Origin of the sequence: Arenibacter troitsensis, from assembly GCF_900177645.1 — a bacterium.
Classification (GTDB): Bacteria; Bacteroidota; Bacteroidia; order Flavobacteriales; family Flavobacteriaceae; genus Arenibacter; species Arenibacter troitsensis.
On the sequence record NZ_FXAO01000010.1, the window covers coordinates 111,327 to 137,451 of the forward strand.

At 40.4% G+C, this 26,125-nt stretch carries 21 protein-coding genes; 17 read left to right on the forward strand and 4 right to left on the reverse strand.

Annotation, left to right across the window (positions count from 1 at the left end; all coding sequences use genetic code 11):
* Positions 1 to 24 precede the first annotated feature (24 nt).
* Positions 25 to 720: a formylglycine-generating enzyme family protein gene (locus B9Y87_RS19090; protein WP_176225685.1), complete on the reverse strand. Its 696-nt coding sequence runs from the start codon at positions 718 to 720 to the stop codon at positions 25 to 27.
* Positions 721 to 740: 20 nt separating this feature from the next.
* Positions 741 to 1,961 (reverse strand): hypothetical protein, encoded by a 1,221-nt coding sequence (locus tag B9Y87_RS19095; protein ID WP_085500558.1) that lies wholly within the window; start codon positions 1,959 to 1,961, stop codon positions 741 to 743.
* A gap of 551 nt (positions 1,962 to 2,512) precedes the next feature.
* Here B9Y87_RS19095 and B9Y87_RS19100 point away from each other — a divergent pair.
* From B9Y87_RS19100 to B9Y87_RS19155, 12 genes are all read left to right on the forward strand, one after another.
* Positions 2,513 to 2,857, forward strand: a complete 345-nt coding sequence (locus B9Y87_RS19100; RefSeq protein ID WP_085500559.1) for a rhodanese-like domain-containing protein — start codon at positions 2,513 to 2,515, stop codon at positions 2,855 to 2,857.
* Between the two features lie 45 nt (positions 2,858 to 2,902).
* Positions 2,903 to 3,175, forward strand: coding sequence for a heavy-metal-associated domain-containing protein (locus tag B9Y87_RS19105; protein ID WP_085500560.1), 273 nt, complete (start codon positions 2,903 to 2,905; stop codon positions 3,173 to 3,175).
* A 19-nt stretch (positions 3,176 to 3,194) separates the two neighbouring features.
* Entirely contained in the window at positions 3,195 to 4,217 is a 1,023-nt protein-coding gene (locus B9Y87_RS19110; RefSeq protein ID WP_085500561.1) for a Tll0287-like domain-containing protein, read from the forward strand.
* A 203-nt stretch (positions 4,218 to 4,420) separates the two neighbouring features.
* A complete protein-coding gene (locus B9Y87_RS19115; RefSeq protein WP_085500562.1) occupies positions 4,421 to 5,161 on the forward strand; it encodes an LOG family protein in 741 nt (246 codons plus the stop codon).
* Positions 5,162 to 5,460: 299 nt separating this feature from the next.
* Positions 5,461 to 6,090 (forward strand): DUF2202 domain-containing protein, encoded by a 630-nt coding sequence (locus B9Y87_RS19120; protein ID WP_085500563.1) that lies wholly within the window; start codon positions 5,461 to 5,463, stop codon positions 6,088 to 6,090.
* 243 nt (positions 6,091 to 6,333) lie between these two features.
* Entirely contained in the window at positions 6,334 to 7,011 is a 678-nt protein-coding gene (locus B9Y87_RS19125; protein WP_245808755.1) for a DUF6799 domain-containing protein, read from the forward strand.
* A 74-nt stretch (positions 7,012 to 7,085) separates the two neighbouring features.
* Positions 7,086 to 7,988: a hypothetical protein gene (locus B9Y87_RS19130; protein ID WP_245808756.1), complete on the forward strand. Its 903-nt coding sequence runs from the start codon at positions 7,086 to 7,088 to the stop codon at positions 7,986 to 7,988.
* Positions 7,989 to 8,081: 93 nt separating this feature from the next.
* Positions 8,082 to 9,386: a TolC family protein gene (locus B9Y87_RS19135; protein ID WP_085500566.1), complete on the forward strand. Its 1,305-nt coding sequence runs from the start codon at positions 8,082 to 8,084 to the stop codon at positions 9,384 to 9,386.
* Between the two features lie 74 nt (positions 9,387 to 9,460).
* Complete coding sequence (locus tag B9Y87_RS19140; RefSeq protein ID WP_085500567.1) at positions 9,461 to 10,540, forward strand: efflux RND transporter periplasmic adaptor subunit; 1,080 nt, start codon at positions 9,461 to 9,463, stop codon at positions 10,538 to 10,540.
* Positions 10,541 to 10,848: 308 nt separating this feature from the next.
* The gene (locus B9Y87_RS19145) at positions 10,849 to 14,046 is read left to right on the forward strand and encodes an efflux RND transporter permease subunit (protein ID WP_085500568.1); all 3,198 of its coding nucleotides are present in this window, start codon (positions 10,849 to 10,851) and stop codon (positions 14,044 to 14,046) included.
* Between the two features lie 112 nt (positions 14,047 to 14,158).
* Entirely contained in the window at positions 14,159 to 14,464 is a 306-nt protein-coding gene (locus tag B9Y87_RS19150) for a hypothetical protein (protein WP_085500569.1), read from the forward strand.
* Between the two features lie 21 nt (positions 14,465 to 14,485).
* On the forward strand, positions 14,486 to 14,692 hold the full coding sequence (locus B9Y87_RS19155) for a YgaP family membrane protein (protein ID WP_085500570.1): 207 nt from the start codon (positions 14,486 to 14,488) through the stop codon (positions 14,690 to 14,692).
* A gap of 112 nt (positions 14,693 to 14,804) precedes the next feature.
* Here B9Y87_RS19155 and B9Y87_RS19160 read toward each other — a convergent pair whose 3' ends face one another.
* Positions 14,805 to 16,499 (reverse strand): SusD/RagB family nutrient-binding outer membrane lipoprotein, encoded by a 1,695-nt coding sequence (locus B9Y87_RS19160; protein WP_085500571.1) that lies wholly within the window; start codon positions 16,497 to 16,499, stop codon positions 14,805 to 14,807.
* Between the two features lie 28 nt (positions 16,500 to 16,527).
* A complete protein-coding gene (locus B9Y87_RS19165) occupies positions 16,528 to 19,941 on the reverse strand; it encodes a SusC/RagA family TonB-linked outer membrane protein (protein WP_085500601.1) in 3,414 nt (1,137 codons plus the stop codon).
* A gap of 457 nt (positions 19,942 to 20,398) precedes the next feature.
* On the opposite strand from B9Y87_RS19165, the gene B9Y87_RS19170 reads away from it, so the two are divergent.
* Genes B9Y87_RS19170 through B9Y87_RS19190 form a run of 5 tightly spaced genes read left to right on the forward strand, consistent with a single transcriptional unit; the run spans position 20,399 to position 26,106 of the window.
* Positions 20,399 to 21,907 (forward strand): sodium:solute symporter family protein, encoded by a 1,509-nt coding sequence (locus B9Y87_RS19170; protein ID WP_085500572.1) that lies wholly within the window; start codon positions 20,399 to 20,401, stop codon positions 21,905 to 21,907.
* Position 21,908: 1 nt separating this feature from the next.
* Positions 21,909 to 22,124, forward strand: coding sequence for a hypothetical protein (locus tag B9Y87_RS19175; RefSeq protein WP_031445978.1), 216 nt, complete (start codon positions 21,909 to 21,911; stop codon positions 22,122 to 22,124).
* Positions 22,125 to 22,141: 17 nt separating this feature from the next.
* Positions 22,142 to 22,372, forward strand: a complete 231-nt coding sequence (locus B9Y87_RS19180; protein WP_084532464.1) for a hypothetical protein — start codon at positions 22,142 to 22,144, stop codon at positions 22,370 to 22,372.
* Positions 22,373 to 22,384: 12 nt separating this feature from the next.
* A complete protein-coding gene (locus B9Y87_RS19185; protein WP_085500573.1) occupies positions 22,385 to 24,955 on the forward strand; it encodes a glycosyl hydrolase 2 galactose-binding domain-containing protein in 2,571 nt (856 codons plus the stop codon).
* A 59-nt stretch (positions 24,956 to 25,014) separates the two neighbouring features.
* Positions 25,015 to 26,106, forward strand: a complete 1,092-nt coding sequence (locus B9Y87_RS19190) for a sialidase family protein (RefSeq protein ID WP_085500574.1) — start codon at positions 25,015 to 25,017, stop codon at positions 26,104 to 26,106.
* Positions 26,107 to 26,125 lie beyond the last annotated feature (19 nt).

The window sequence follows — 26,125 nt, forward strand, 5'->3', positions numbered from 1 at the left end:
TAATTCTTTTATCAGGGCATTGGATTAATCTATGTCCTTTACACATCGTATTCCCACAGGGTAAACGTGTATTTTTTCCGGTAACACATAATAGCGTTGTGAGGTACGAATAAAGGAGTGGTTGTTAAAATTGGATCCGCCCCGCATTACCTTGTAGGTTTCGCCATATTGTTCCATAGGCACCTCGTTGCCAGGGTAGGGTTTATACCAGTCCGATGTCCATTCCCACACACTCCCGGCCATATCATAGCAACCGTATGGACTAGCAGGTTTGGCAATGGAAGTTCCACGGGTTTCTTTTTGGTCCCACACCACATAAGTGTTGTCATAGGTATCTCCCCAAGGAAATACGCGGCCGTCTATACCGCGGGCCGCCTTTTCCCATTCTTTTTCCGTAGGCAAACGTTTACCTGCCCATTTAGCATAGGCATTGGCCATAGACCATGTTACCACCGCGGCATTGTTCTTTTTTTCCGGAGGAAATTTAAAAGTAGGATCAAATTTGGCAAACTCCGTATTGCTCACCTCGTATTGGTCTATAAAGTATGCTTTTGTACTTGCAATTTGTTGAGGCCGTTCGTCCGGATCGCCATAGGTACTGCCCATAATGAATTCGCCGGCGGGAACATAAACCATTCCCTCGGGAGGTGTTGGCGTTTCTTGCCCTATTAGATAAAGAATATGTACAAAAAAAGTTAGGAGTGTTAAATAAGATTTCATGCGCTTCCTATTATTTGTGATTACCATTTTTCATCAATAATTCCGTAGTACCTGCCAAACCAATAATTTCGGATCATGGCCGCGGCAGTTTGCTCTTCCTCAGAACGAACCAATTTAAAACTACCATCTTTTTGGGGGATTTTGAATTCCCTGGTATTGCGTTCAAATCCCCACATGTCCTTAATGCCCTGCTTTTTCTCTTCGGTAAAAATGTCTTCCCCTGTCAGGACCTTATAGACCATTAAAAACCAGATATTGCTTTCCCAAGTAAATTCCAAATCCTTCCAATCGTACCAATGTCGGTTTAGGTTCATTCGGTATTTGTTGAGTAGATTGGGATCGGTCTCTAAACGCATAATCATATAGAGGGAACGGGCCGCGTGGTAGTCGTCCCCTACATTCCGCCATTCTTTAGGGAATATTATTTTGGAATTAATCTGGTGGTCGTCATAATGATAGCGGTCTATAAGCATGTGGTAGGCGGCATTGTACCGTTCCTTTCCCGTAATATGATGGGTTACCTTAAGCGCGGCCAACATTTCCAATGAGTTGAGTTCTTGGTGCGGAAGGTTGGGGCAAAAGTTGCCCCATAAGGTCATTTTTCCATCTAGATCCGTAAGTTTAAAATTGTTGTCCACTACCCGCCCTATAAATCTATCCAGGAGGCCTGCTGCTTTCTTCTTATACTCGTCATCCGCACATAGTTCCCAAAAAGTTCCCACACCATAGAAGATGGAAGTAAACTTATCGGCGCTTAAATCGCCCAGCCATCGGTAACCGGGCATGGAGGACGATTGGTGCCATTCATGGTACCAAAAAACTTCTTCGTGCCAAAGGGGTTCGTTGGTCCTATTGAAACTGCGGGCCACCAATCCTTCAACACCGGTTACTTTTTCCAGTTTTAATACAGCCTCGAAGATGTCATTGGCTATTTTCCTGTCCTTTGGGTCTCCGGTAATAGCGTACTTATGGGAGTAGGCAGCCAGCATTTCGGAAGTAGGGTCAAGGCAATCGGCCTGGGAGCCTATAATGGGTCGCTCCAGTCCTGCAGGGGGGAAAATGACGTGTTGCATGATGGCGCCTTCGTTCCAATGGTTTCCAAGCATCAATCGGTCAAACATTTCCACCTTTTTGTACAGAGGGTCTGTTTTTTTTGGAAATTCATTTACTTTTTGGGCAAGCAGGCCATGGTTTATAAAAATGAAAACCGAAACCAAGGGCAATAAAGAATATTTAAACATGGCTAGTTCTTATTTGTGAGTATTTAAGTTTTGGTCTTAATTGATTTTATCTTGAATTCCGTTCGGCCCTCTAATCCCTTGGTTGTTCACAAATAAGGGGCATTGAGCGCATTTAATCTTTTCTCATTCCATTAATGCAATAATATTAACTCATTTTAATCAATTAAACCAATTAAATATTAGTTTAGGTTAAAATATAATGTATATTAAGTAATATATATTATATGACAATTGCAAAGTGTACTTCTGATAATCCTAGGACTGTGGAACTATGGGAATCTCGGCTTCTTTTTGGAGTTTATATTTTGAACTCTTTTGTTGTTCTCCGGAGGTTTTTTTGGTTTTAAACTCTCTGTAAGTTAATGTATTAAGAATGGCATATTTTTGATGGAAAAGGCCAAGTGTAACAAAAGTTGCTGTGGACATTAATTACCTGTCCTATCTTTACACTATAAATGTTTTGGTTGGTTGTTTAAGGAAACGGTCATTGTAAAAGATGGCGGTTTCCTTTTTTAAACAACTACCTTGGAATAACTCAAAAAATAATTATTATGTCTATTTTTAGTACACTTTTCGGAACAGGCAAAGAGAAATCGGATAAAATTGAAGTTTTGAATCAAGCCGATTTTGCGGCTGCCATAAAGGATAAAAAGGTGCAACTTATAGATGTCCGTACGCCTGGTGAATATGGCAATGGGCATATAAAAAATGCAGTAAACGTCGATTTTTTTAATGCAGCAGGGTTTGAAAGATACTGTGAAAAAATGTCCAAAGACAAGCCCGTGTACCTATATTGTCGTTCGGGTGCCAGGAGTAGGGGGGCAGCTCGTAAATTAATCGGCATGGGTTTTGAAAAAGTAGTTGACCTGAAAGGCGGCTACATGTCTTGGAGATAATTTGGCAACTAATGGCAATTTATAAATTAGCCTTAAATAAAGACTATGAAATTTTCTCTAGTTGTCCAAAATATTAAATGTGGAGGTTGTGCTAAAACAATTAGCACCAAATTATCGGAATTGGAGAATATTAAAGAGGTTTTGGTGAATGTAAATTCCGGAACAATATCTTTTGAATCCAAGAACGTTGAGTCCACCCAAAGGCTAAGGGATTCTCTTAAAGCTTTGGGCTATCCTACGGCCGATGCCAAAAACGGCTTGGGAGATAAGGCCAAATCCTTTCTAAGCTGTGATTCGGGAAGGATAATGCAGGAATAAATCCAAAAATAGTAGCTTTATGAAGTATCTATCTTACTTTACAATCCTTTTAATGACCCTGCTAAGCTGTAAGGAGGCTAAAAATGCGGAAACGAAACCGGTGGAAACAAAACTAGAAAGCGCCTCTGCTGATCAGGAAAAGATACATCCTGGTAAAAAGATAATTGAGACAGAGTGCTATTTATGTCATAATCCTAAGGCATCGGAAGTCAGTATGATTGCGCCTCCCATGGTGGCTATTAAGAAACACTATATAGATTCAACTACTACCAAGGAACAATTCATAAAAGCTATGGTGGACTGGATTAATGATCCACAGGAAGAAAAATCCAAAATGCCCGGCGCACTAAATCGATTTGGGATAATGCCCTATCAACCCTACCCCGAAGCAACCATTGGCCTAATTGCCGAATATATGTACGATTATGAAATTGCACAGCCAGAATGGTTTGATGATCATTTTCAGAGGGAGCATGCTGGAAGAATGGGCAAAGGAAAAGGAATGGGAATGGGCAAAGGAATGGGCCCAGGTTCCAAACATAGAGTACAGACGGATTATGGGGATATAGGACTTGGTTATGCCTTGGCCACAAAAGCTGCGTTGGGAAAAAATTTAATGAAGGCCATACAGGAAAAAGGAACGGATGGGGCGGTAGCATTCTGTAACCTCCGGGCCATAGAATTAACGGATAGTATTTCTGTTATGAACAATGCCCAGATCAAGCGGGTATCCGATAAACCTAGAAATCCACTTAACAAGGCCAACAAAGAGGAACTGGGATATATTGCTACTTTTATGGAGCAGGTTGCCGCTGGTATCGAAATAGATCCGGTAGTAGTTCCTGATAACGAAGAAGTTACGGTATATTATCCTATTACTACAAACGCCATGTGCCTCCAATGCCATGGAAAACCCAACGAACAGGTTAAGCCTACTACGCTGGCCACTCTAAGAAAATTATACCCGGAAGATAAGGCCGTTGGCTATAACGTAAATGAGGTCCGTGGAATATGGACTGTGGTTTTTGACAAAAACAAGTAGTAGTTCTTCTTTTGCAATGGAGAGTATGCCCAGTGCCACCAAGTTATATTGGTTTTTAACCTGATCAATTATTATGCAGATTTTATGAGCATGGTCATGCTAAATAGAGCTGATATTTCGGATATTTATACAAAATTGGCATAAACCTGGGTATTCTATTTAATAGAACGTATAGGCACCTATTGGTTATAAAAAATTAGCTAGTGGAAAATAACCACAATAACAACCATTTACAACCGGAAGAATCACGTTTTCTAAGTGGGCCACGTTCCAGGTTTAAAGAACTGCTATTCACCTTTAGGGTTCAATACAGCTTCATCCGGGCTTTTCGGAAAATGCACTTTATAGGTCCCTGCGTAACGGTTTTTGGATCGGCCAGATTTGACGTTACCAATCCATTTTACAAGAAGGCAGAAGAGGTAGGTGCTGCCTTGGCCAATATGGGCTTTACGGTGATGACGGGCGGAGGTCCAGGTATTATGGAAGCTGCCAATAAAGGCGCTTATGAAGCGGGTGGTTATTCTGTAGGATGTAATATCATCTTACCCTTTGAACAAAAACCAAACCCCTATCTGCACAAATGGATCAACATAAGATATTTTTTTGTTCGGAAGTTCCTTTTGATAAAATACTCCTACGCCTTCGTGGTTATGCCTGGGGGTATGGGCACCTTGGATGAGCTTTTCGAATCCATTACTTTGATTCAAACGAAGATGATCCAAAATTTTCCAGTGGTCATTTTCGGATCCGAATACCATAAAGAGCTTTGTGAACACATTAGGATTATGGCGGAGAATGAAAGTATAAGCCCAAAAGACATGGAGTTGTTGTTCGTAACCGACTCTGTTGAGGAGATGGCTGCGCACATAAAGACCCATGCTATTGAAAGGTTTAAATTGGTTAAAAAACCTCAAAGGCCTAATTGGTGGTTTGGTGAAGAATAAGGAGGCTCCTCATTTTGTATAATCCTAAAACTATTGGATACTTCTCAGCTAATTATAGCCAGTTTAAACATTGCTAAAAATTACGAAGACTATTCAATGGTAACCTAAAGGCGGTTCTAATCCAGGCTAGAAAATTGGACACCCTGAATTTCAACTTATCCCCAATTGAAATTTAGAACACCCTCCAAAGTAAATTTATTCTTCCTTGATGTGTCAAAACTCATGGCCTGTGTAACTTAAGTGGCTGTTTAGGTGTTTAATATGTTGGAAATTGCTTATGTAACGTAAAACTATTAGCAATGAAACTTTTTAGACAAATAAGAGCCGATTTATTCATTTTTGCTTTGCCGTTCCTTTTGGCAGTGTTCTCCTGTAACAATGATGATTCATCCGTTGCGGATCTGAGTAATACAAACCTCACTAATGAAGATAGGGCTGCATTACTGTTTATGTTGGAGGAAGAAAAGTTGGCAAGGGATACGTATACCTATTTGGAGGATTTATGGGTAACAAATCAGTTTTCTAACATTAAGAAAAGTGAGCAAAGCCATATGGATGCCGTTAGAGGCCTTTTGGACCAATATAATATTTCCTATTCCCTTTTATCCTATGGGGAGTTTAACAACCCGGACATTCAAAAACTTTATGATCAGTTTATTGATTATGGTAGTGAAAATGTGGCAAATGCCTTGGAGGTCGGTGCCAACATTGAAGATTTGGACATTGTGGATTTGGCCCTTTATATAGACGCCACGGCCAACAGTGCCATGATACAAGTTTTTGAAAGCCTACAATGCGGTAGCCGCAATCATCTCAGGAGCTTTGTCAGTGCCATTGAACTTTTGGGGAATACCTATGAGCCCAAGTATTTAACCCAGGTAGACTATACCTTAATAATCAACGATAGTCGGGAACAGTGTGGTCGCTAATGGATCTTCATAAATAAATTCTCTTTTTAAAAATGGATTTCAAGCGCTGGTCCAATACTATAGAGGTGTTGGCGGTCTTGCAGATATTTGACCAAAACCTATTTTCCATAACGCTCCCAATGTAACCACTTTTACATTTAAAATGCTGCAAACTGTTGATTTTGTTTAGGTTAACTGATCTAGGTCATTTTCAATGAGTGGTGGGCGTGATACATTTACCATATATCAATTTAAAAAATCTAAATGATGAATAAAACAATTTTATTGGCCTTATTGATTGCGTTGGGATCAATAAGGCTCACCGCACAAGATCGGGATCAGTTGCGTGATAGGGACCAAGACCGATTAATGTTGGTTGATGGTGATGTATTACAAATTAGAGATCGTGACCAAATTAGGTTACAAGATCCAATAACCTTAAATGATGGAACGGTAGTAAATCCAGATGGGTCTTATGTAACAAGGGATCGGGACCGACTTCGTCTAAAAGATGGGGAATGTTTGGACAATGATGGTATTAAATACCGCAATGAGTATCAATACAGATACAAAGTAAAACAGGAGAACAAAGGGCTTACCGAGGCTCAAATGCAGGAACGTAACCAAAATAGGTTTCAGATCATGCAAATAGGGGGGGAAGTATATCAAATTAGAAATCAGGAACAAAAACGTCTTCAGCAGCAATTGAACCTTGGAGAAGGAGTAGTAGTAAATCCTGATGGAACCTACCAAAGCCAAGACCGTAAACAGCTTAAATTGCAAGATGGAGAATGTTTAAATATGGATGGTGCCATGTTTAAAAATTCGTATCAACATCGAAAAATGATGGTTCAGAAAAATATGATGGGCAATAAAAACATGAATATGCAAAAAGGTATTAATAAGGCTCCCATGAAAAAAATGAATAAAGGCAAGAATTAAGGAATATGATGGGGATGTAGGGGTTTTGACATTTCTACATCCCATTTCTAATAAAGAACTTAAACTTATACGCAATGAAATCCCGGCTAATTTTATCTACCTTAATATTCATTGCTTTTCAGACTGGGATGATGTCCCAAAACAATAAAAAATCTATCCAAGATAAATTCAATAACAATGAATCCTACGTTCTAACCGATGTAAGCTACATTAATGATGCAGTATTTATGGGTAGGCGGGATTCAATCGCAGCCCCATATATTTTCCCATCAATTGGATTTTACGATAAAACTGGGTTTTTTGCAGATGCCTCAATATCGTATTTAACGGCATCCAACGAAAACAGGGTAGATCTTTTATTAATCAGTTCAGGGTATATATTTACCGGATCAAAGATTAGTGGAGGAATATCGGGAACCGCTTATTTTTTTAATGAGGACAGTTACAATGTAAGGTCCGAAGTAATTGGCGATATTACCGGTGTTTTAAGTTATGACCTAAAGTTTTTGGAAATTACACTCTCTTCCAGTGTTTATTTTAACAAGGAAGGTTCTGCTGATATTTTTGCAGGATTCATGTTAGATCGAACCTATTATACCCTGGATAACAAATTATTAATAGACCCCAGAATTTCCTTTTATGCAGGATCACAATATTTTTATCAAGAATATTATAGCAGCAATCGTTTGGGCAACCGAAAGGGAAAAGGGAAAGGGTCAATTGAAACAGAGCCTTCACCTACCTATATAGTGGAAATAAAGGAAGCATCGGAGTTCAATTTTTTAAATTGGGAGCTAAGCATTCCCGTTCAACTTTATCACAAGCAATTTATTTTTTCATTTACCCCTTCTTTATCTTTTCCCCAAAGCAATGCCACTATTAGCTCCGAGGATACTATAATAAAGGAAGATCTAAAAAATACCTTCTATTGGTCCGTTGGTGTTAGCTATTGGTTTTATACCAAAAAAGGAAACTAAAATTGGTTATCCCAATTGTATTAATCCCTTGGTAACATTGGTTACTGTGCAATCCTTTTTCTCCCCCTAATTTTGTCTTAAATAATTTGAACGATGAAGAATATCATTTATATATTGTCTTTTTTGGGAACCTTGTCCTTGGTTCACGCTCAGGAAAGGGTGTTGATCAGCAAGGAAGAAGTGTTGACCAAAGTGAGGGAAAACAACAATACCCTAAAAATGTCCCAACAGGATGTGTTGGCCGCCAAAGGAGATTTTAATCAGTCCAATGCGGTGATATTGCCCAATATAAGTGTCTCCCATACCGCTATTGCCACCACCAACCCTCTAATGGCATTTGGTTCCAAACTGAACCAGGAAATTTTGACACAAGCCGATTTTGATCCCCTTTTATTAAACAACCCAAGTCAGATCGAGGATTATGCCACGCGAATAATTGTTCAGCAGCCTTTGGTAAATCTGGACGGAATTTTTCAGCGTAAGGCGGCAAAAGCCAAATTAAATGCTGTGGAATTAAAAGCCGATAGAACAAATGACTATATGGACTTGGAGGTTGAAAAGACTTATATGCAGTTACAATTGGCCTATAAGTCCGTAAAAGTTTTGGAGGAAGCGAAAAAGGCGGCATTGGAAAATAGACGTTTGGCAGATAATAGTTTTAAGCAGGGCTATCTTCAAAAATCGGATGTCTTGGCCGTAGAGGTTAGGCTAACTGAAATAGACAATCAGTTGCAGTACGCCAAGAGCAATATCCATAATGTCTCCAATTACTTATCCGTCTTGATGAACGATAACAGCTATGCTGTTTTACAACCATCGGACTCCTTGACCCTAGTGGTCAGTGACATTTATACGGAAGGATTGCCAGAGAATAGAAAGGACCTACAAGCCATGTCGTTGTCCAGTGAGGCATACCAACAAATGTACAGGGCAGATAAAATGAGTTTCCTTCCTAGCTTAAATGCGTTTGGGACCTATGAATTGCACGATGATCAAGTTTTTCAAGGTAATGCCAATGGATATTTGATCGGGGCAGAATTAAAATGGAACATTTTTGAAGGCAGCAATCGTTTTGGAAAGGTGCAAAAGAGTAGGGCCGAATTTGAAAAATCCAAGCTGGAAATGCATCAATATAAAGCGGAAAGTCTGGTAGAGTTAAATAGGGCCGTGCGTTTGCTTCAAGACGCCAAAAACAATTTGGAGCTTACCTCCTTGGCCTTACAACAGTCGGAAGAATCCCTCCGGATCCGTACCAATAGATTTAAACAAGGATTGGAGAAAACGACCGACCTATTAAATACCGAAACCCAGTTTTCCCAGAAGAGATTGGAATATTACACCACTATTTTCAATTATAATTACGCCTTGGCCTATGTAAAGTTTTTAACCAAGGAATAATAGCATATAGTTCATCAAAATAAGAAACCATAAAAAGGAATATTTACATCCAGCACTAAAAATTAAAAGAAAACATGCAAACAAAATTATACATAGCAGCACTCATCACCCTAGTCATAACTATTTCCAGTTGTGGGAGCGATGATAAAAAAATTGTGGCGGACAATTCCCCTGCCGTGGCCGTTGAAGTGAGCACGGTTTCCGAAGAGAACGGCAGTCCTTTCCTTTCCGCTAGTGGAAAGATTGAGGCAGTGAACAGTGCCAATATCAGTACCCGAATGATGGGATATGTTGATAAAATTTACGTGCAGGTCGGCGATAAAGTGAACAAAGGACAGCAATTGATAAGTATAAACAACACTGATCTATCCGCCAAATTGGCCCAGGTAAATGCTGGTATTACCGAAGCAACTGCTGCTTTTAACAATGCAGAAAAAGATTATAACAGGTATACAGCCTTGTTTAATGAGAACAGTGCTTCCCAAAAGGAACTGGACGATATTACGGCCAACTACAACATGGCCAAGGCTAGATTGGAAGGGGCCAAACAAATGAAGAACGAGGTGAACGCCCAATTTTCCTATAGCAATATACGTGCTCCCTTTAACGGAGTGGTCACCAACAAATTTATTAAGGTTGGGGATATGGCAAATCCAGGGATGCCCTTAATGGAAGTAGAAAGTCCTGGCAATTTTCAGGTATTGGCCATGGTACCGGAATCGGAAATCCTTCAGATCCAATCGGGATCGGAAGTACAAGTTTTGATCAAGACTTTAGGAGAATCCTTTAAGGGAACAGTAGCCGAAGTGAGTACATCGGCCAAAAATACTGGAGGACAGTATGTGGTTAAGGTAATGTTGAACGAGTCCAAGTCCAATTTACTTTCTGGAATGTACGCCACTGTACAATTTCCTACTGCAAAAAAAGAGAATACCAATAGAGTGCTTATTCCTATAGATGCCTTAGTGCACAATGGACAATTGTCCGGGGTGTATACGGTTAGTGAAAGTAATACGGCACTTTTACGCTGGCTGCGATTGGGCAGGACTTATGGCGACAGTGTAGAGGTACTGTCAGGACTTTCCAGCGAGGAACAATATATAGTATCGGCGAAGGGGAAGTTGTTCAATGGAGCCAAAATAAGTATCCAATAACTGAAGTTTTAAAAAAAGGATTTGTGTTAGGTCTGCCTTCAGGTAGGCGGGGGTTGCAGTGATTACCCCAGATTTTTTAGCTGATTTAGGCTAAAATGTAGCTGGCGTAAAAGCGGAAAGCCCAACATGAGCATTCTTGAATGTTTTTCCTGCAAGGTCTCCATCCTGCAAGGTCTCCAAGACCTTCATTCCTGCAAGGTCTCCAAGACCTTGTAGGTATAGGAAAAGACATGAAATGTATAAAGAGCATTCAAGACAAAGACAAGAATTGGCGAAGGTAACGCCCAAATAAAAAATAAAAGATAAAGATGAAAGAAGGATTAGCAGGCAAAATTGCCAAAGCATTTATAGGATCCAAGTTAACGGTCCTTCTAATGATCGTGTTCATGGTCATTGGGGTATACAGTTCGTTCTTGATACCAAGGGAGGAGGAGCCTCAGATAGATGTGCCCATGGCCGATATCTTTGTGGGCTACCCAGGGGCAAGTCCCACCGAAGTGGAAAGCAGGGTAACCAAACCCTTGGAAAAGTTGATTTCCAATATTAAGGGGGTAGAATATGTGTATTCTACTTCCATGGAGGAGCAGGGAATGGTCATCGTACAGTTTTATGTAGGTGAGGACATTGAACGTTCTTTTGTTAAACTCCAAAACGAGATCAATAAACATATGGACGAAATGCCGCAAGGCGTTACTTTTCCTTTAATAAAAACCAGGGCCATAGATGATGTTCCCATGTTGGGACTTACCTTATGGAGTGAGAAATACGACGATTACCAATTAAAGCAAATTGCCCAGGAACTTACGGATGAAATTGAAAAAGTGAACGATGTGTCCGCCACTCAAAGAATTGGTGGCCGAAATCGTCAATTAAGGGTGGTGTTGGACAAGGATAAATTGGCGGAAAGCGGATTGGATTTTCTTACAGTTGCCCAAATGATCAAGGCCAACAACCAACAGATTAGCGGTGGTAGTTTTGATAAGAACGATACTGAATTTATGGTAACCACAGGTAAATTCCTGGAATCTGCTACCGATGTGGAAAATCTGGTGGTAGGCGTACAACAGAACCGTCCCATTTATTTGAAGCAAATTGCCAGTATACAGGACGGACCCGAAATTCCCAAGGAATACGTATCCCTAGGTTTTGGGAAGGGGAGTGAAAAGGGGGAAACCTACAAGTCCGAATATCCTGCCGTTACCATTTCCATTGCCAAGCGCAAGGGTGCGGATGCCATGAATATTTCGGATATTATATTGGAGAAAGTAGATCACTTAAAAAAGAATCTAATTCCGGATGATGTGCATGTGGAGGTAACCCGAAACTACGGGGAAACAGCTTCCCATAAGGTATCGGAATTATTAATGCACCTTATTGGGGCCATAATAGCGGTAACCTTTGTAGTAATGTTGGCCATGGGATGGCGTGGAGGATTGGTGGTGTTTCTATCGGTACCCATCACCTTTGCCTTGACCTTGCTGAGCTATTATTTGCTGGACTATACCCTGAACCGTATCACCTTGTTCGCTTTGGTTTTCGTAACGGGTATTGTGGTGGACGACTCCATTATTATTGCGGAAAATATGCACCGGCATTTTAAAATGAAACGCCTGCCGTTTAAACAGGCTGCCTTGTATGCCATTAATGAAGTGGGCAACCCAACTATATTGGCCACTTTTACGGTAATTGCTTCCGTATTGCCAATGGCTTTTGTCTCCGGTCTAATGGGGCCCTATATGTCGCCAATGCCCATTGGAGCTTCAATTGCCATGTTGTTGTCCCTTTTTGTTGCCTTGACGATTACGCCTTATTTAGGGTATATATTTCTTCGGGAGAAGGATAAAAAAGGAGAGGTAAAGGTAGAGAAACCTTTGGAGAATACCTTTATCTACAAGATGTACCATAAGTTTGAAAATCCTTTGATAGAAAACAAAAAGAAACGTTGGCTGTTTTTGGGAATTACCTTCTTGTTGCTCTTGGGTTCTATAGGCATGTTCTTTACCAAATCGGTGGCTGTAAAAATGTTACCGTTCGATAATAAGAACGAGTTTCAGGTAGTCATAGACATGCCCGAAGGTACTACCTTGGAACGTACGGGAGTAGTGGCCAAGGAGATTGCCCAATACTTGAACACCCGTCCGGAAGTGGTAAACTACCAAAGTTATGTAGGTACTTCCGCACCAATAACGTTCAACGGTCTTGTACGTCATTACGATATGAGGGGGGGAAGTAATATGGCCGATATTCAGGTGAATTTATTGGATAAGGGCAACAGAACTGCCCAAAGTCATGAGATTGCCAGTTTATTGCGTCCAGAAATCCAACGTATTGGGGAGAAGTTTAATGCCAATGTTAAGATTGTTGAGGTGCCACCTGGACCACCAGTGCTATCTACCATTGTTGGGGAAATATATGGCCCTGATTATGATACACAGATGGATATTGCGGACCAGGTACAGCAGATTCTTAAAAACACCCCGGATGTAGTGGATGTGGATTGGATGGTAGAAGCTGATCAAGTGGAATATCAATTGATCATAGACAAGGAAAAGGCAATGCTTTACGGTGTGGCACCACAACAAATTGCCCATACTATGAACATGGCCCTATCGGAAAGGGCGGTGACCAATCTATATGATGAAAATGCTTCCAATCAAATAGGTTTAATATTGGCCTTGGAGGAAAAGGAGAAATCCACTATTCAGGATATTGCCCAATTGAAGGTAAAATCCCAACAAGGAAATGGCAATATGGTGCCAATTGCAGATTTGGTTACTATAGAGCAAACCACTAGGGCCAAGAGTATTTATAGAAAAAACCAAAAGAGGGTGGTCTATGTCCTTGCCGATATGGCTGGGGATTTGGAAAGTCCGGTGTACGCTATTTTAGGGATGACCGATAAGTTAAAGGCCATGAATTTGCCAAAGGGTTATACCATTGATGAACTGTACATAAAGCAACCCGATTTTGAGGATAATTACACCGTAAAATGGGATGGGGAATGGCAGATTACCTTGGAGGTATTCCGGGATCTTGGATTGGCCTTCCTAGGAGTAATTTTCATCATATACATATTGATCGTGGGGTGGTTCCAGAATTTTAAGGCCCCGGTGGTCATGATGGTGGCCATTCCGCTTTCTTTAATCGGGATTGTATTGGGCCATTGGCTATTGGATGCGTTTTTTACAGCAACTTCCTTTATAGGAATGATTGCCCTAGCGGGGATTATGGTTCGGAATTCGGTGTTGTTGATCGATTTTATTAATCTGCGTTTGGAGGAAGGTATTCCTTTAAAGTTGGCCGTCATCGAGGCCGGTGCCGTAAGGACTACCCCTATCCTATTAACAGCGGGAACTGTTGTAATCGGGGCGTTTGTAATCCTATTCGACCCCATTTTCCAGGGGTTGGCCATTTCTTTGATGGGAGGCACTATTGTATCCACGGTGCTTACACTGTTGGTAGTTCCTTTGGTCTATTATATGATAGAAAGGAAGAACTATAAATAAGGACGGGTCTCTGGGCGTTGTCGAAGAGATTCTTCTAGAGGATTAATTTAGTCCATACCGGATTTCAGGATAAAAGTCCAATTCTAATAACTGAATTTTAAAATATAAAGTAATGAAACTACTCATAGTAACCGTTGTAGAGGAATACGCCAAGGAAATTTTACAACTATTTAAAAGGGCCAATATTGAGAGCTTTAGCAGCTCCGATATTGATGGGTATAAAAATCCTGCCCAAGTGCTTATGGCTTCAAACTGGTTCCCCAGTGAAAAAGGAGGTGTGGAATCTGCCATGTTTTTTTCCTTTACCTCCGAGGAAAATATTGAGCTTTTATTTGAACTCATTTTATCGTTCAATAATAATTTGGAAACCAACAATCCTATAAGGGCAGCGGTGGTTCCTATAGAAAAGTATATTTAATAACCTTTAAAAAATAGTATTATGATTAATAGATATATCAGGGCAATTGCCGGGGCTTTTGTAGTTATTAGTGTTGTATTGGCCATTTACGTAAATATAAACTGGTTGTGGTTTACCGTTTTTGTCGGGGTTAACCTATTCCAATCTGCATTTACCCAATGGTGCCTTATGGAAAAGATTTTGTTCAAATTGGGAGTAAAAAAGGAAGGGGACAGCTGCACCGTATAAAGGTCAAAAAAAGGAGTGGGTTTAAATATAATTATTGGACAAAAAAAATGCCCCGGTTTTCCGGGGCATTCCAAAACTAACTCAAAACTCAATAAATAAAACTCAATCTTTATTACCAAGGCTTAGTAACTCCTTGTAGTATCCATGGTTTGGACCAAGGCGTGTCGTTTTCGTATTTTCCAGGCACATCGTTGGTGTGGCTGGTTGTTTCCAATGAAGATAATGCTGCATTGTAATTGGCCTCATTAATATTCCTTTCTTCATCAGGATACTGAAAACGAACCGGGATTACTGACGATAATGCAAAAGGGCCTGTCTGTAAATCAGGTAATCCAGTTCTTCTCCAATCCAAATAGGATTCAGAAGCGGTAGCAAAGTTGGCAATCCATTTTTGTTCCATAATCTGGGCCAGTGTTCCGTTATAGGCAACTTCGGCATTGTCTATATAATCTGCATATTCATCACCAATTCCCCATGTGTCCAAAGATGCTTGTACTCCTCTGTTATAATTCCCTTCAGCATCCGATCCCCAACCTCTTAGAGCAGCCTCTGCTTTTAAGAAACAAACTTCCGCATAGGACATAACCCGGGCTTTTAAAAATTCACCACTTGCTTCCTTAAACTGATCGTTCATTAATGAAACATGTACATTGCCGCCACCTTGTACAGGGTTAGGGTTAAGGTTATAAGTATATGGTTCTGATCCTTGGTAGGATACTGGAAGACCCACATAGGTACTACTAGTATCTATTAGACTTAATCCGGCCAATCTATCGGCTTTCCAGGTATTTTTGTCATAAATCTTCAAGCCATTAGCTGCAAGAGTTTCTTCATTGATATAACGTACTCCATCTACAACTACATCATCCTCCCCACCAGGAACGTCCGCGGCAGGCACCACTTTAATTGGTATTGCAACAGGTGCAAACCAAACGCTGGCTCTTGGGTCATCAAGTTCACGTAATCTATCGGTAAAAGTAGTACAAGGCTTAACACGATTGAAGGCAGATGCTCCACCCGTAGAACTGTTACTTGGTTGGGAAGTGCCATCGGATGTACCTATATAGGCCAAGGCACACTCTTCATCAACACTACTGATCAAAGGTTTTGCCAATGTAGCGGTTACCCCTGCCTGCGAATAAGATGGGTCTTTTTCGGACAATCTCATATAATACCTTAGGGCCATGGAGTTGGCATATTTCATCCATTTTTCGGCATCGCCTTCAAAGAAAATATCTTGGCTAGCCCCAAAAGCCTCTAGGTTACCCATATTGTTGGATATGGAAGCTGCCGCAGCCACAAAATCAGCTATAGCCCCTTTATAAACAGCCTCCTGCGAATCGTATGTTGGTAGAATAACATCCTCGTCAGCTTGTATCGCATCGGTGTAAGGTACGTCTCCATAGTAATCTGCCAAAGAAACAAAGTTCTGCGCCATTAATATTTGGGCAATAGCTTCATGTAAGGTATAACCTAATTCTTGAGAGCGTTGTAGTGCCAATTTAGCACTACGTAGGTTATCGAAGTAGGTGTTCCATCCACTACCATCCCAATCGTAATTGTTGTTGCCCCAAGAATCTTTTTGGGTGTATTGCACAAAGGCAGATAGTTCTCCACTGTAGCCTTTATTACCCACGTCCAAAGCAGTATTTACCATTACCTGTGTTAATAGAAAACTTGGATTGCCTTGGCTGGGATCTACCCCGTTGGGGTTTTGGTTAATTTCTGTTAGTTCATTGTCGCATGAAGTAGCGGACAGTAGACAAACTACGAGAAATAGTTTAAATATCTTATTTATTATACTCATGATCTTTTGTTTTTTGTTTAGTGCCTAATTAGAAACTTACGTTAAGTTTGAAACCTATTGGAATGGTAAAGGGATTAATGTTGAAACGCTCTATACCTTGTTTAAATTGGATTCCACTTCCTCCTTGAGTACTTGATTCGTGCTGGAAAGCCATCTCAGGGTCGATTCCTATATCTGCCTTGGTCCAAAGGATAATATTTCGGCTAAATAAAGATACATTTAGATTTTGTAGACCTATTTGTTTTATATGTTTATTTGGTACGGAATAGGTAAGTGAAATTTCCCTTAACTTTACGAAATCGGAATCAAAGGTTGCATTTCTAGTAAAGTCCCATCCGTAGTGATCTTGGTATCTAGTTACTACCGTTCCAGGACCACCAAGGTTTTCCGCTGTAGCTATGAAGTTGCCGTCATCGTCATAATCTCCTTGAACACCTGGCATAAATACACCATCGTTCAATGTAATTCCACCTTCGGTATAAGGAAGACCACCATCTGCTGCTGTAGGCCCACCTACCAATACATAGAATTCACCATCTTCCGATAAGAATCGGTCTGCATTCTCTCTTAAATAGCTTGGAACATCGGCAATATCATTAAAATTGTGCAACTTATCTATCCATCTTTGGGTGTGTAAATCAGATTCCCCGTATCTGTGGGTTTGTGAAACAAACTGTCCGCCTTTTCTCCAGTCAAAATTCATGGAGATGCTCCAGTTCTTATAGGAGGCCGATGTAGTCATCCCTAAATTGAAATCTGGGTTAAAGTTACCAATTATCGGGGCAACTCTATTTCCGTCAGCGTCTTCTCTAGTTCTGTCACTATTCTCAAATCCAGAATCATCAATTATAGGCCAGCCAAAATAAGGTGAGTTTGGATCTTCAACACGCACTAGGGCAGCGTCGAAAATGTTTCCTATTTCTTCACCAACCCAAGTTATAGCGCCACCACGGGCATCGGTCCAAAATGTAATGGAATTCATACCTTCAGCCAATTCGATCACCTTGGTTCGGTTTCTGTTAAATACGAAGCCCATATCCCAACGCCAATCGTTGGAGTTTAAAATGGTAGCATTTAAACCAGCTTCTACCCCAGTACTTCTCAATAGACCGGCATTGGTGTTTTTAGAGTTATATCCTGAGGAAATAGGTAGCGCAATACCAAAAATTTGATTTTCGTTATCGGCGGTGTAATAAGTGAAATCCATACTTAACCTATTGTTAAAGAAGGCCAAATCGGCTCCTCCTTCCCAAGATGTAATTTTTTCTGGTTTTAAATCAGGGTTAAGTAGCGTAGAAGGTACGGATAACAAAGATCCTGATCCCCATGAGGAACCGCCATTTAAAGTAGGCTGTAGTCTGTATGGATCAGTATCGTTACCTACTTCGGCATATCCTGCACGCAGTTTAAATAAGGATACCCCATTGCCGAAACCAAGAAGCCTATTAACCAATAAACTAGTGGACACGGAAGGGTAAAAATAAGAATTGTTATTATCTGGTAAGGTACTGGACCAATCATTTCTTCCGGTAACGTCTACATAGAACATATCCTTAATACCAATACTGGCCATTCCGTACAAACTGTTTACTTGTTTTTCATAACTGTTATAAGAATAAACTAAATTGTCGTTGGCAATATTGGATAAGGTAAACAAACCTGGGGTTAAAAGTCCAGACCCTCTACTTATTGTAGAATTTAGCAAATTGTTTCCTTTTAAAACCCTTTTGTTACCACCTGCAGATATTGAGAAATCCCATCCTTCCAGTCTTTTCGCGTAAGTTAATAGGAAATCGATATTGGTTTCATTGGTGAAAATTTTGTTGATACCGTAGGCTCCGTTCATATCCCCAGTATAACCTTTGGACAATTTGGTTTCACGTACTTCGTTAATTTCATCCATGTTGTAACGAACCATTCCAGTTAGATCATCAGTGATTTTGTACTCTCCTTTTACATTACCGTAAAACCTGTTTCTTTCAAAACCATTGTTATTCTCGTAAGCTAAGAAATAAGGGTTGTTCCATTCGGTTTCTGTTGGGTCGTCCCCAAAATTATAAGGTGAATTTTGGAAGATGCCTTCGTATCCTGGCAACCAATAATCCTTCATTTGGCGCACATCAATATGCGGGTTCAATTCGTAAACTGCCTGCATTGCGTTGGCACCACGGTTACCAACAGGTCTATTGTCTGCACCAGATTTGGTATAGTTAAGACTAGTACTAACCGTAAATTTATCGTTTAACTTTAATGCTGAATTTAGACTGATGCTATGTCTGTTTAAATCGGTATTCGGGATGTTTCCCTTATTTTTCATATCGGAATAGGACAACCTGTAATTAATCTTTTCCGTATTATCTTGGATAGAGATGTTGTTGGTTGTTGTAATGGCGGTTTGAAAGAAGTTCTTTGGGTTGTTGTACGACTTCAATTCTCTTGGGACAGGAACACCACTAGCAATTTCCTCTGCGCTATAAGGCCATTGGATGGCCATGATGCCTTTGTCCAGTTCAGGACCTGCCCAGGCAGATGAGGTTTCACCAATGATTATGGCTCCATAAGAATTCGCAGGGAAATTATCTTCGGTATAAGGTCTAGAACCTGTTGCAAACCTAGTATGGGTATCCAAGAATCGACTGGGAATATCAAAAACAGTACTGGAATTAATTGTTACTCCCAATCCTTTTTTTGATTTTCCAGACTTGGTTGTAATCAATATAACCCCATTACCTGCCCTGGAACCATAAAGTGCGGCAGCACTGGCACCTTTTAGAACGGTAACACTGGCAATATCGTCCGCATTGATATCAGAAATGGCATTACCGTAATCCACTTTGTTATCCCTACCAATCTCTGTAATGTTGTTGGCCGTATTAATTACGGGAGATCCATCGATCACAAACAATGGTTGGTTGTCACTGGATAATGAAGCTGCACCCCTAACGTTAATGTTTACAGTAGAACCTGCAACACCGGTAGAGTTGATATTCACCCCAGACACTTTACCGGAAAGAGCGTTTAAAACGTTCTCTTGGGGAACATTGTCCAGAGCATCACCACCCACTTCACTTACAGAATACCCCAAGGATTTCTTTTCCCTTGAAATACCAAGAGCGGTTACTACAACTTCTTCCAATTGTTCGGATGAGGTTGCCATAGTAACGTTTAGTGTAGATTGGTTGCCAACTACCACTTCCTTTGTTTCCATTCCTAAATAGGAAAATACCAAAACAGCACTACTGTTCGGAACAGTAATACTGTATATTCCATCAAAATCGGTGGTTACACCAGTGGTTGTTCCCTTAACCACCACGGACACCCCTGGGAGCAATTCGCCATCATCACTGCTGACGACTCCGGTTACACCTTGTTGTGCCAACATGATTCCAGAAACCATGCTGAACAAAAGGAAAGTCAAAAATTTCAAGCTGCTTTTTTTCATATTCATTTATATTAATTGGTTGAGTAATTAGCATTTCGTTAACAAATCTATTGTAAAATAATCGACAAAAGGCATAGTATTTTATTAGATACTTATGGAATATTACCCTTATAGAGGTCAATATTATGATATTGATAATTTTAGGTTAAGATATGTTTGATTTTGGGCAAGAATATTTCTTTTAGTCAATTTCACTTATAGGATCTGAAGTATTTTTTGGACCAGTTTTATAACTACATGGGTAGTATAATATATATAGGTATCGTTAGGTCCTATCATTATTCCTTGGATAATATTCCTTTACGGCACCAACTGCTATAATTTTAACTTAATTATCCGGAAATAACTAAAAAAACATGGTCTTATGTTAATATACCATGTAAATGCAATAAGATTTACTTATTCAATCACCTCTATTTGAATTTAATTTGTAGGTAATTAACCAAAATGCCATACGATGTTAGCAGGTATAGATTATTTTATAGTAATAGCTTATATAATAGGAATGTTGTTATTAGGGCTATATTTTAAAAAGTTCGTCAATAGTTCCGAAGACTATTTTTTAGGTGGCAAGAGCTTACCTTTTTGGGCTATTGGTATGTCTATTGTTGTATCGGATATAGGGGCATTGGATTTTGTAGGGGTGTCGGGTCAAGCTTATCGATATGGTATTTCTGTCGGCAACTTTGATTGGGTAGGTTCCGTTCCTGCCATGTTGTTGGCCGCATTTATTTTTATTCCCTATTTCTGGCGAGGTGGTATGTATACTATACCCGAATATCTGGGTAGAAGGTATAACCAAAAGGTAAGGACCATAGCCTCGGTTACCTGGATCCTGTTTTTTGCCCTGGATTTGGGGGTTCTTTTTTGGGCCAGTGCGGTGCTCTTAAATGTACTTATGGGGTGGCCCATCTGGATATCTATATTGGCCACAGCGGGTGTGGTTGGTCTATATACCTATTTTGGGGGTATTACTGCTGTAATTATGACCGATGTGGTACAGTTCATCATTATGTTTATAGGAGGTTTTGCCCTAGTTTTTCTTAGTCTTTACGAAGTGGGAGGTTGGGATAACATGGTAGATAAAATCGCCACTATGGGACCGGAGTATCGTAACCATTTCGATATTATTCAACCACAGGATACGAAATCACCCTTTCCATGGACTGGAATTTTATTCGGCCTAACATTTGTTATGGCCAATGCTTACATGATAGGGAACCAGTCTATAGTACAGCGCTGCCTTACTGCCAAGAACGAATGGCACGCCAAGGCGAGTATGATTTTCGGATCTGCCCTTAAAATGTTTATCCCAATTTTGGTGTTGTTTCCAGGGCTTATGGCAGTGGTGGTTCATCCTGGATTGGAAGATGGGGATCAGGCACTTCCAATGATGATCAAATCCATTCTGCCTCCTGGTTTGGTCGGACTTATGTTCGCTGCATTTTTTGCAGGATTAATGTCCAGTGTGGATTCTTTATTGAACTCCACGGCAACATTATTTACAAAGGATATTTACGAGCCTTTTATTAAAAAAGGGGCCGATGACAAACATTATTTAAAGGTTGGACAGATCACGACCTTGGTATTGCTGCTCATCGGAGTTGCTACTTCACCCATTAGCAGTGATTTCCCAGGGATTTACGTGGCCATACAAACCTTTATGTCCTATTTCCAAGGTCCAATATTCGCCATTCTCCTTTTGGGTATTTTTTGGAAGCGGACGACGGAATGGGGAGGACTTTCGGCGTTGGTCATAGGTATTGGATTTGCCGTTTATCTAAATGTATTTAAGGAGCAATTCTTTACCATAGAAGATCCCTTTCTCTATATTTCCTGGTGGTCCTTCCTATTAGGATTTATAATTAATGTGGTAGTTAGTTTGCTTACCAAGAAGCACACCGAGGAACAACTTAAAGGCTTGGTGTTTAGTTCTAAAATTTTAGTGGAAAATAAAAAACTGTAATATGTTCAATTTTGACTGGCTTTCCGGTGTTTCGCAAGAAACTGCAAAAATGATATTTCTTTCTCTGTATGCCTTAATAGGTCTATTGGTGCTGTTATTGCCTACAGAGTATGTTTACCAGGGCATTGCCAAGGAAGATAGGCATTGGTGGAACAATTTAAAACTATGGTCTATTGCCGTACTTTGTATTTTGGCATCGATCTATAATCATTTTTAACCCCTTAAAAAACAAGTATGGAGACAAATGAAATAAATGCGGCATTAAAGGCCGCTCAAATTAACAATGCTCTTGGATTTTTCATTATGGCTTTTGGGGTTATTGTACTATTTGCCATGATCTTTACGGAAACATTTGTAGAACATATGACCGATATGGTTGCAGGATTAATACTAATTTCCATAGGAGGAGGAATGATGTGGAAGGCAAAAAGTACCATTAAGAAATTAAAATCCAAGAAGGAATAAAAAAGATAAAGAATGCAGAAGTCCTTCCAAATAAAGTTAACGGATAATTGGAGAATCCAGAGTTCAAATAAAGTTTCGGAAAAGGGGAGTGAAATCTCTACTAAGGCCACAATTTCGGATAATTGGTTTCCTGCAGTGGTTCCTTCAACCGTTTTGAATACTTTGGTAGCCAATAAGGTTTATGAAAACCCCTATTTTGGTGAGAATTTAAAGACCATCCCAACAGAACAGTTTAAAGTTTCCTGGTGGTACACCACTAGTTTTGAACTAACAAAGGAGCAAGCCAATGGGTTTGGTACCCTAAAATTTGATGGTATTAACTACAAGGCCAATGTTTGGTTAAATGGACAACTCATTGCCGATGCCTCCGTTATAGATGGGGCCTTTCGTATTACCTCCTTTGATGTAAGTACAAATATCAAAAGTGGATCCAATATTTTGGCCATAGAGGTAATTCCGCCCCAACCTGGCGATTTTAGTATAGGCTTTGTAGATTGGAATCCTTCCCCACCAGATGGGGATATGGGTGTTTTTAGGCCAGTAACCCTTCATCTACATGGTGGTGTGCAAATTGAAAAACCCTTTGTACAGACCAAGGTAAATCTTGAAACCTTGAAAGAGGCCGATATAACTGTTTCGGCAGAATTGATCAATTATTCCAATACTACAATATCTGGAGATTTAATAGGCACCATAGGTGCTGCAGTATTCAAGAAAAACATAAACTTGGCGCCAAATAATAAAGAGCTTATCACCTTTAACAGCAAGGAGTTTGTAGGGCTTAATTTTAAGGAGCCAAAACTTTGGTGGCCCATCAATTTGGGGAATCCCGATCTGTATGATCTGGATTTGAAATTTGTGGCCAAGGAGGAGGTTTTGGATACTGCCCAGCTGAGATTTGGAATTCGTGATATACAGGATTATTGGTTAAATGATATACATCGCGGTTATAAGGTAAACGGACAAAAGGTATTGATTAAAGGTGCCGGCTGGACGGATGACTTGCTTTTAATGGATACCGATGAAAGCATTGAAGCCCAAGTGAAGTATGTAAAACAAATGAATCTCAACTGTATTCGTTTGGAAGGCTTCTGGGGCAAGGACCATAAACTTTACGACCTCTGTGATGAACATGGTATACTGTTAATGGTAGGTTGGAGCTGTCATTGGGAACACGAGATCCATATGGGAGTACCCGTCAATGAACGTTTTGGAGGCGTATACAAGCCAGAGCATATAGCCCATGTTGCCCAAGCTTGGGAGGATCAGGTGATATGGCTGCGCAACCATCCCAGTATATTTGTTTGGACCGTTGCCAGTGACAAGGTGCCGATTACGGAATTGGAACAAAAATATATAGATACTTTCGCCAAATATGACCCCACAAGGCCTTATTTAAATTCTACAGGGGGAGTGGGAAGTGACCAACATGTCATAGGCAGCGAGGATGTCATTAGTGAGATCAGTGGGTCTTCCGGCGTAAAAATGTTGGGTCCTTATGCCTATACTGCCCCGGTCTATTGGTTTACCGATACCAAATTTGGTGGTGCCTATGGATTTAATACGGAAACTGGTCCTGGAGCTCAGGTGCCACAACTGGAAAGTTTAAAAAAAATGATTCCTCAAGAGCAATTATGGCCTATGGGGGATGCTTGGAACTACCATTGCGGACGGTATGAGTTTGCCGATCTCAGTAGATTTAACAAGGCTATTGCGGAAAAATATGGGGCTCCAAAATCTTTGGAAGAGTTCGATAAAAAGGCCCAGGCCATGAACTATGAGCTTATGCGGCCAATGTTCGAGGCTTTTCAGGTAAATAAAAAGAAATCTACAGGGATTGTCCAATGGATGCTAAATGCGGCATGGCCAAAGATGTATTGGCAGTTGTATGATTATTATCTAAATCCAACAGCTGCATTTTACGCAACCCAAAAGGCTTGTTTGCCCTTAAGCCTTGTTTACAATTATGGGGACAAACATGTTTATGCCATTAATGACCACCTTAGGTCGGCAGAAAATTTAACTGCCCATATTAGGGTTTATTCCATTGGATCGGAAATTTTGTTTGAGAAAAAGATAGCCCTAACCGTGGAAGCGGATTCATCAAAATCTATTTTGGATTTGGGGGAACTGAAAGGGCTAACAACTACCTATTTTGTAGATCTTCGGTTGTTGGATAAAAACGGGGAAGAGCTCGCCAATAATTTTTATTGGCTATCCACCAAAGAGGAGGTGTTGGACTATGAGGCCGATTTAGGGCCGTTCGCCTTTCACACCCCCAGCAAGGTATATGCGGACTTCACTCAGTTGAATGAATTGCCTAAAATCCAATTGCAGCAGTCGCATTATTTTGAGCAGGACGGAGAACAACAAAATATCAAGGTAGAACTAAAGAACAACAGTGATTATATAGCATTTTTAATTAACCTTAAGGTAGTTGACAAAATAACAGGAGAGCTTATGCTGCCCATATTTTGGGAAGATAATTTCATCAACTTGTTACCAGGGGAAGAACGTATGGTTAGCGCCAATTTTAAAGGCACCTCCGAGGCAGAATTGAAGGTGGAGGGATGGAATATTTAATGCCCTTATTAATTGTCCATTTCCTAGTTTGGATTACTTAATTTTTAATCAGTGCAATTATGCTAATTTGGACAAAATACTTACTTGCTATACCCCTTCTAATATCGGCAGGGTCTTGTAAGGAACAGCCAAAGGTAAATGGATCTGAAACGGCTGATAAGCATCCTGCAATAACCCTTGAAGAGTACATTTACCCCATAGGCCAAGGGCTAACACCACAATGTCATGCTCCCACCATAGATGTCAGCAATGGCACAATAGTGGCTTCCTGGTTCGGGGGAACGGAGGAAAAAAACAATGATGTGGGTATTTGGGTTTCTAGGAAAATTGAGGATAAATGGACAACCCCGGTTGAAGTAGCCAATGGCGTGGAGGAAGACGGAATTAGATATCCGTGTTGGAACCCTGTTCTTTTTAAACCAGAAAATAAGCCTTTGATACTCTTTTACAAAGTTGGCCCTGATCCATTATATTGGTGGGGAATGTATAAGACCTCTGAGGATGATGGGCTTAGTTGGTCTGCCCCTAGCAGATTGGCAGACAGTATTTTGGGACCAATAAAGAATAGGCCCGTTACCTTGTCCAATGGGGATATTTTATCTCCCTCCAGTACCGAAAGCGAGACGGAGGGCCATAAAATTCATTTGGAAAGAAGTGTGGATTTTGGCAAAACATGGACCAAAACGGCCCCTTTGAACGATGGTAAGACATTTAAGGCCATACAACCAGCTATTCTAGATCACGGTAAGGACACCATCCAATTATTAAGTAGAACCTATCAGGGAACTATTGGGCAAAATTGGTCTTATGACGGGGGACTTACTTGGAGTGAAATGACGGCAACATCACTTCCCAATCCTGACTCAGGGATTGATGCCATTACCTTGAAGGATGGTAGGCATGTATTGATTTACAATCCTACCACTATAGAATCCGAGGACAGGGTTCCATTGAGCGTAGGCCTTTCCCAAGATGGCAAGTCCTGGAAAAGAGTGTTGGATTTGGAACCCCTAACAGCAACAACCGATAAAAAGGGAGAGGAATATTCGTACCCCACCCTGATTCAAACGCCGGACGGAATGATCCACATAGTATATACATGGAATAGAAAGACCGTGAAACACGTGGTATTGGACCCGGAAAAATTATAAACATTATCATTTTATAACA

Coding starts and splice junctions, on each gene's coding strand:
- B9Y87_RS19110 (WP_085500561.1), top strand. CDS start 3,195: ATGAAGTATCTATCTTACTTTACAATCCTTTTAATGACCCTGCTAAGC.
- B9Y87_RS19120 (WP_085500563.1), top strand. CDS start 5,461: ATGAAACTTTTTAGACAAATAAGAGCCGATTTATTCATTTTTGCTTTG.
- B9Y87_RS19160 (WP_085500571.1), bottom strand. CDS start 16,499: ATGAGTATAATAAATAAGATATTTAAACTATTTCTCGTAGTTTGTCTA.
- B9Y87_RS19100 (WP_085500559.1), top strand. CDS start 2,513: ATGTCTATTTTTAGTACACTTTTCGGAACAGGCAAAGAGAAATCGGAT.
- B9Y87_RS19105 (WP_085500560.1), top strand. CDS start 2,903: ATGAAATTTTCTCTAGTTGTCCAAAATATTAAATGTGGAGGTTGTGCT.
- B9Y87_RS19145 (WP_085500568.1), top strand. CDS start 10,849: ATGAAAGAAGGATTAGCAGGCAAAATTGCCAAAGCATTTATAGGATCC.
- B9Y87_RS19165 (WP_085500601.1), bottom strand. CDS start 19,941: ATGAAAAAAAGCAGCTTGAAATTTTTGACTTTCCTTTTGTTCAGCATG.
- B9Y87_RS19095 (WP_085500558.1), bottom strand. CDS start 1,961: ATGTTTAAATATTCTTTATTGCCCTTGGTTTCGGTTTTCATTTTTATA.
- B9Y87_RS19130 (WP_245808756.1), top strand. CDS start 7,086: ATGAAATCCCGGCTAATTTTATCTACCTTAATATTCATTGCTTTTCAG.
- B9Y87_RS19135 (WP_085500566.1), top strand. CDS start 8,082: ATGAAGAATATCATTTATATATTGTCTTTTTTGGGAACCTTGTCCTTG.
- B9Y87_RS19175 (WP_031445978.1), top strand. CDS start 21,909: ATGTTCAATTTTGACTGGCTTTCCGGTGTTTCGCAAGAAACTGCAAAA.
- B9Y87_RS19185 (WP_085500573.1), top strand. CDS start 22,385: ATGCAGAAGTCCTTCCAAATAAAGTTAACGGATAATTGGAGAATCCAG.
- B9Y87_RS19180 (WP_084532464.1), top strand. CDS start 22,142: ATGGAGACAAATGAAATAAATGCGGCATTAAAGGCCGCTCAAATTAAC.
- B9Y87_RS19090 (WP_176225685.1), bottom strand. CDS start 720: ATGAAATCTTATTTAACACTCCTAACTTTTTTTGTACATATTCTTTAT.
- B9Y87_RS19140 (WP_085500567.1), top strand. CDS start 9,461: ATGCAAACAAAATTATACATAGCAGCACTCATCACCCTAGTCATAACT.
- B9Y87_RS19125 (WP_245808755.1), top strand. CDS start 6,334: ATGATGAATAAAACAATTTTATTGGCCTTATTGATTGCGTTGGGATCA.
- B9Y87_RS19150 (WP_085500569.1), top strand. CDS start 14,159: ATGAAACTACTCATAGTAACCGTTGTAGAGGAATACGCCAAGGAAATT.
- B9Y87_RS19170 (WP_085500572.1), top strand. CDS start 20,399: ATGTTAGCAGGTATAGATTATTTTATAGTAATAGCTTATATAATAGGA.
- B9Y87_RS19155 (WP_085500570.1), top strand. CDS start 14,486: ATGATTAATAGATATATCAGGGCAATTGCCGGGGCTTTTGTAGTTATT.
- B9Y87_RS19190 (WP_085500574.1), top strand. CDS start 25,015: ATGCTAATTTGGACAAAATACTTACTTGCTATACCCCTTCTAATATCG.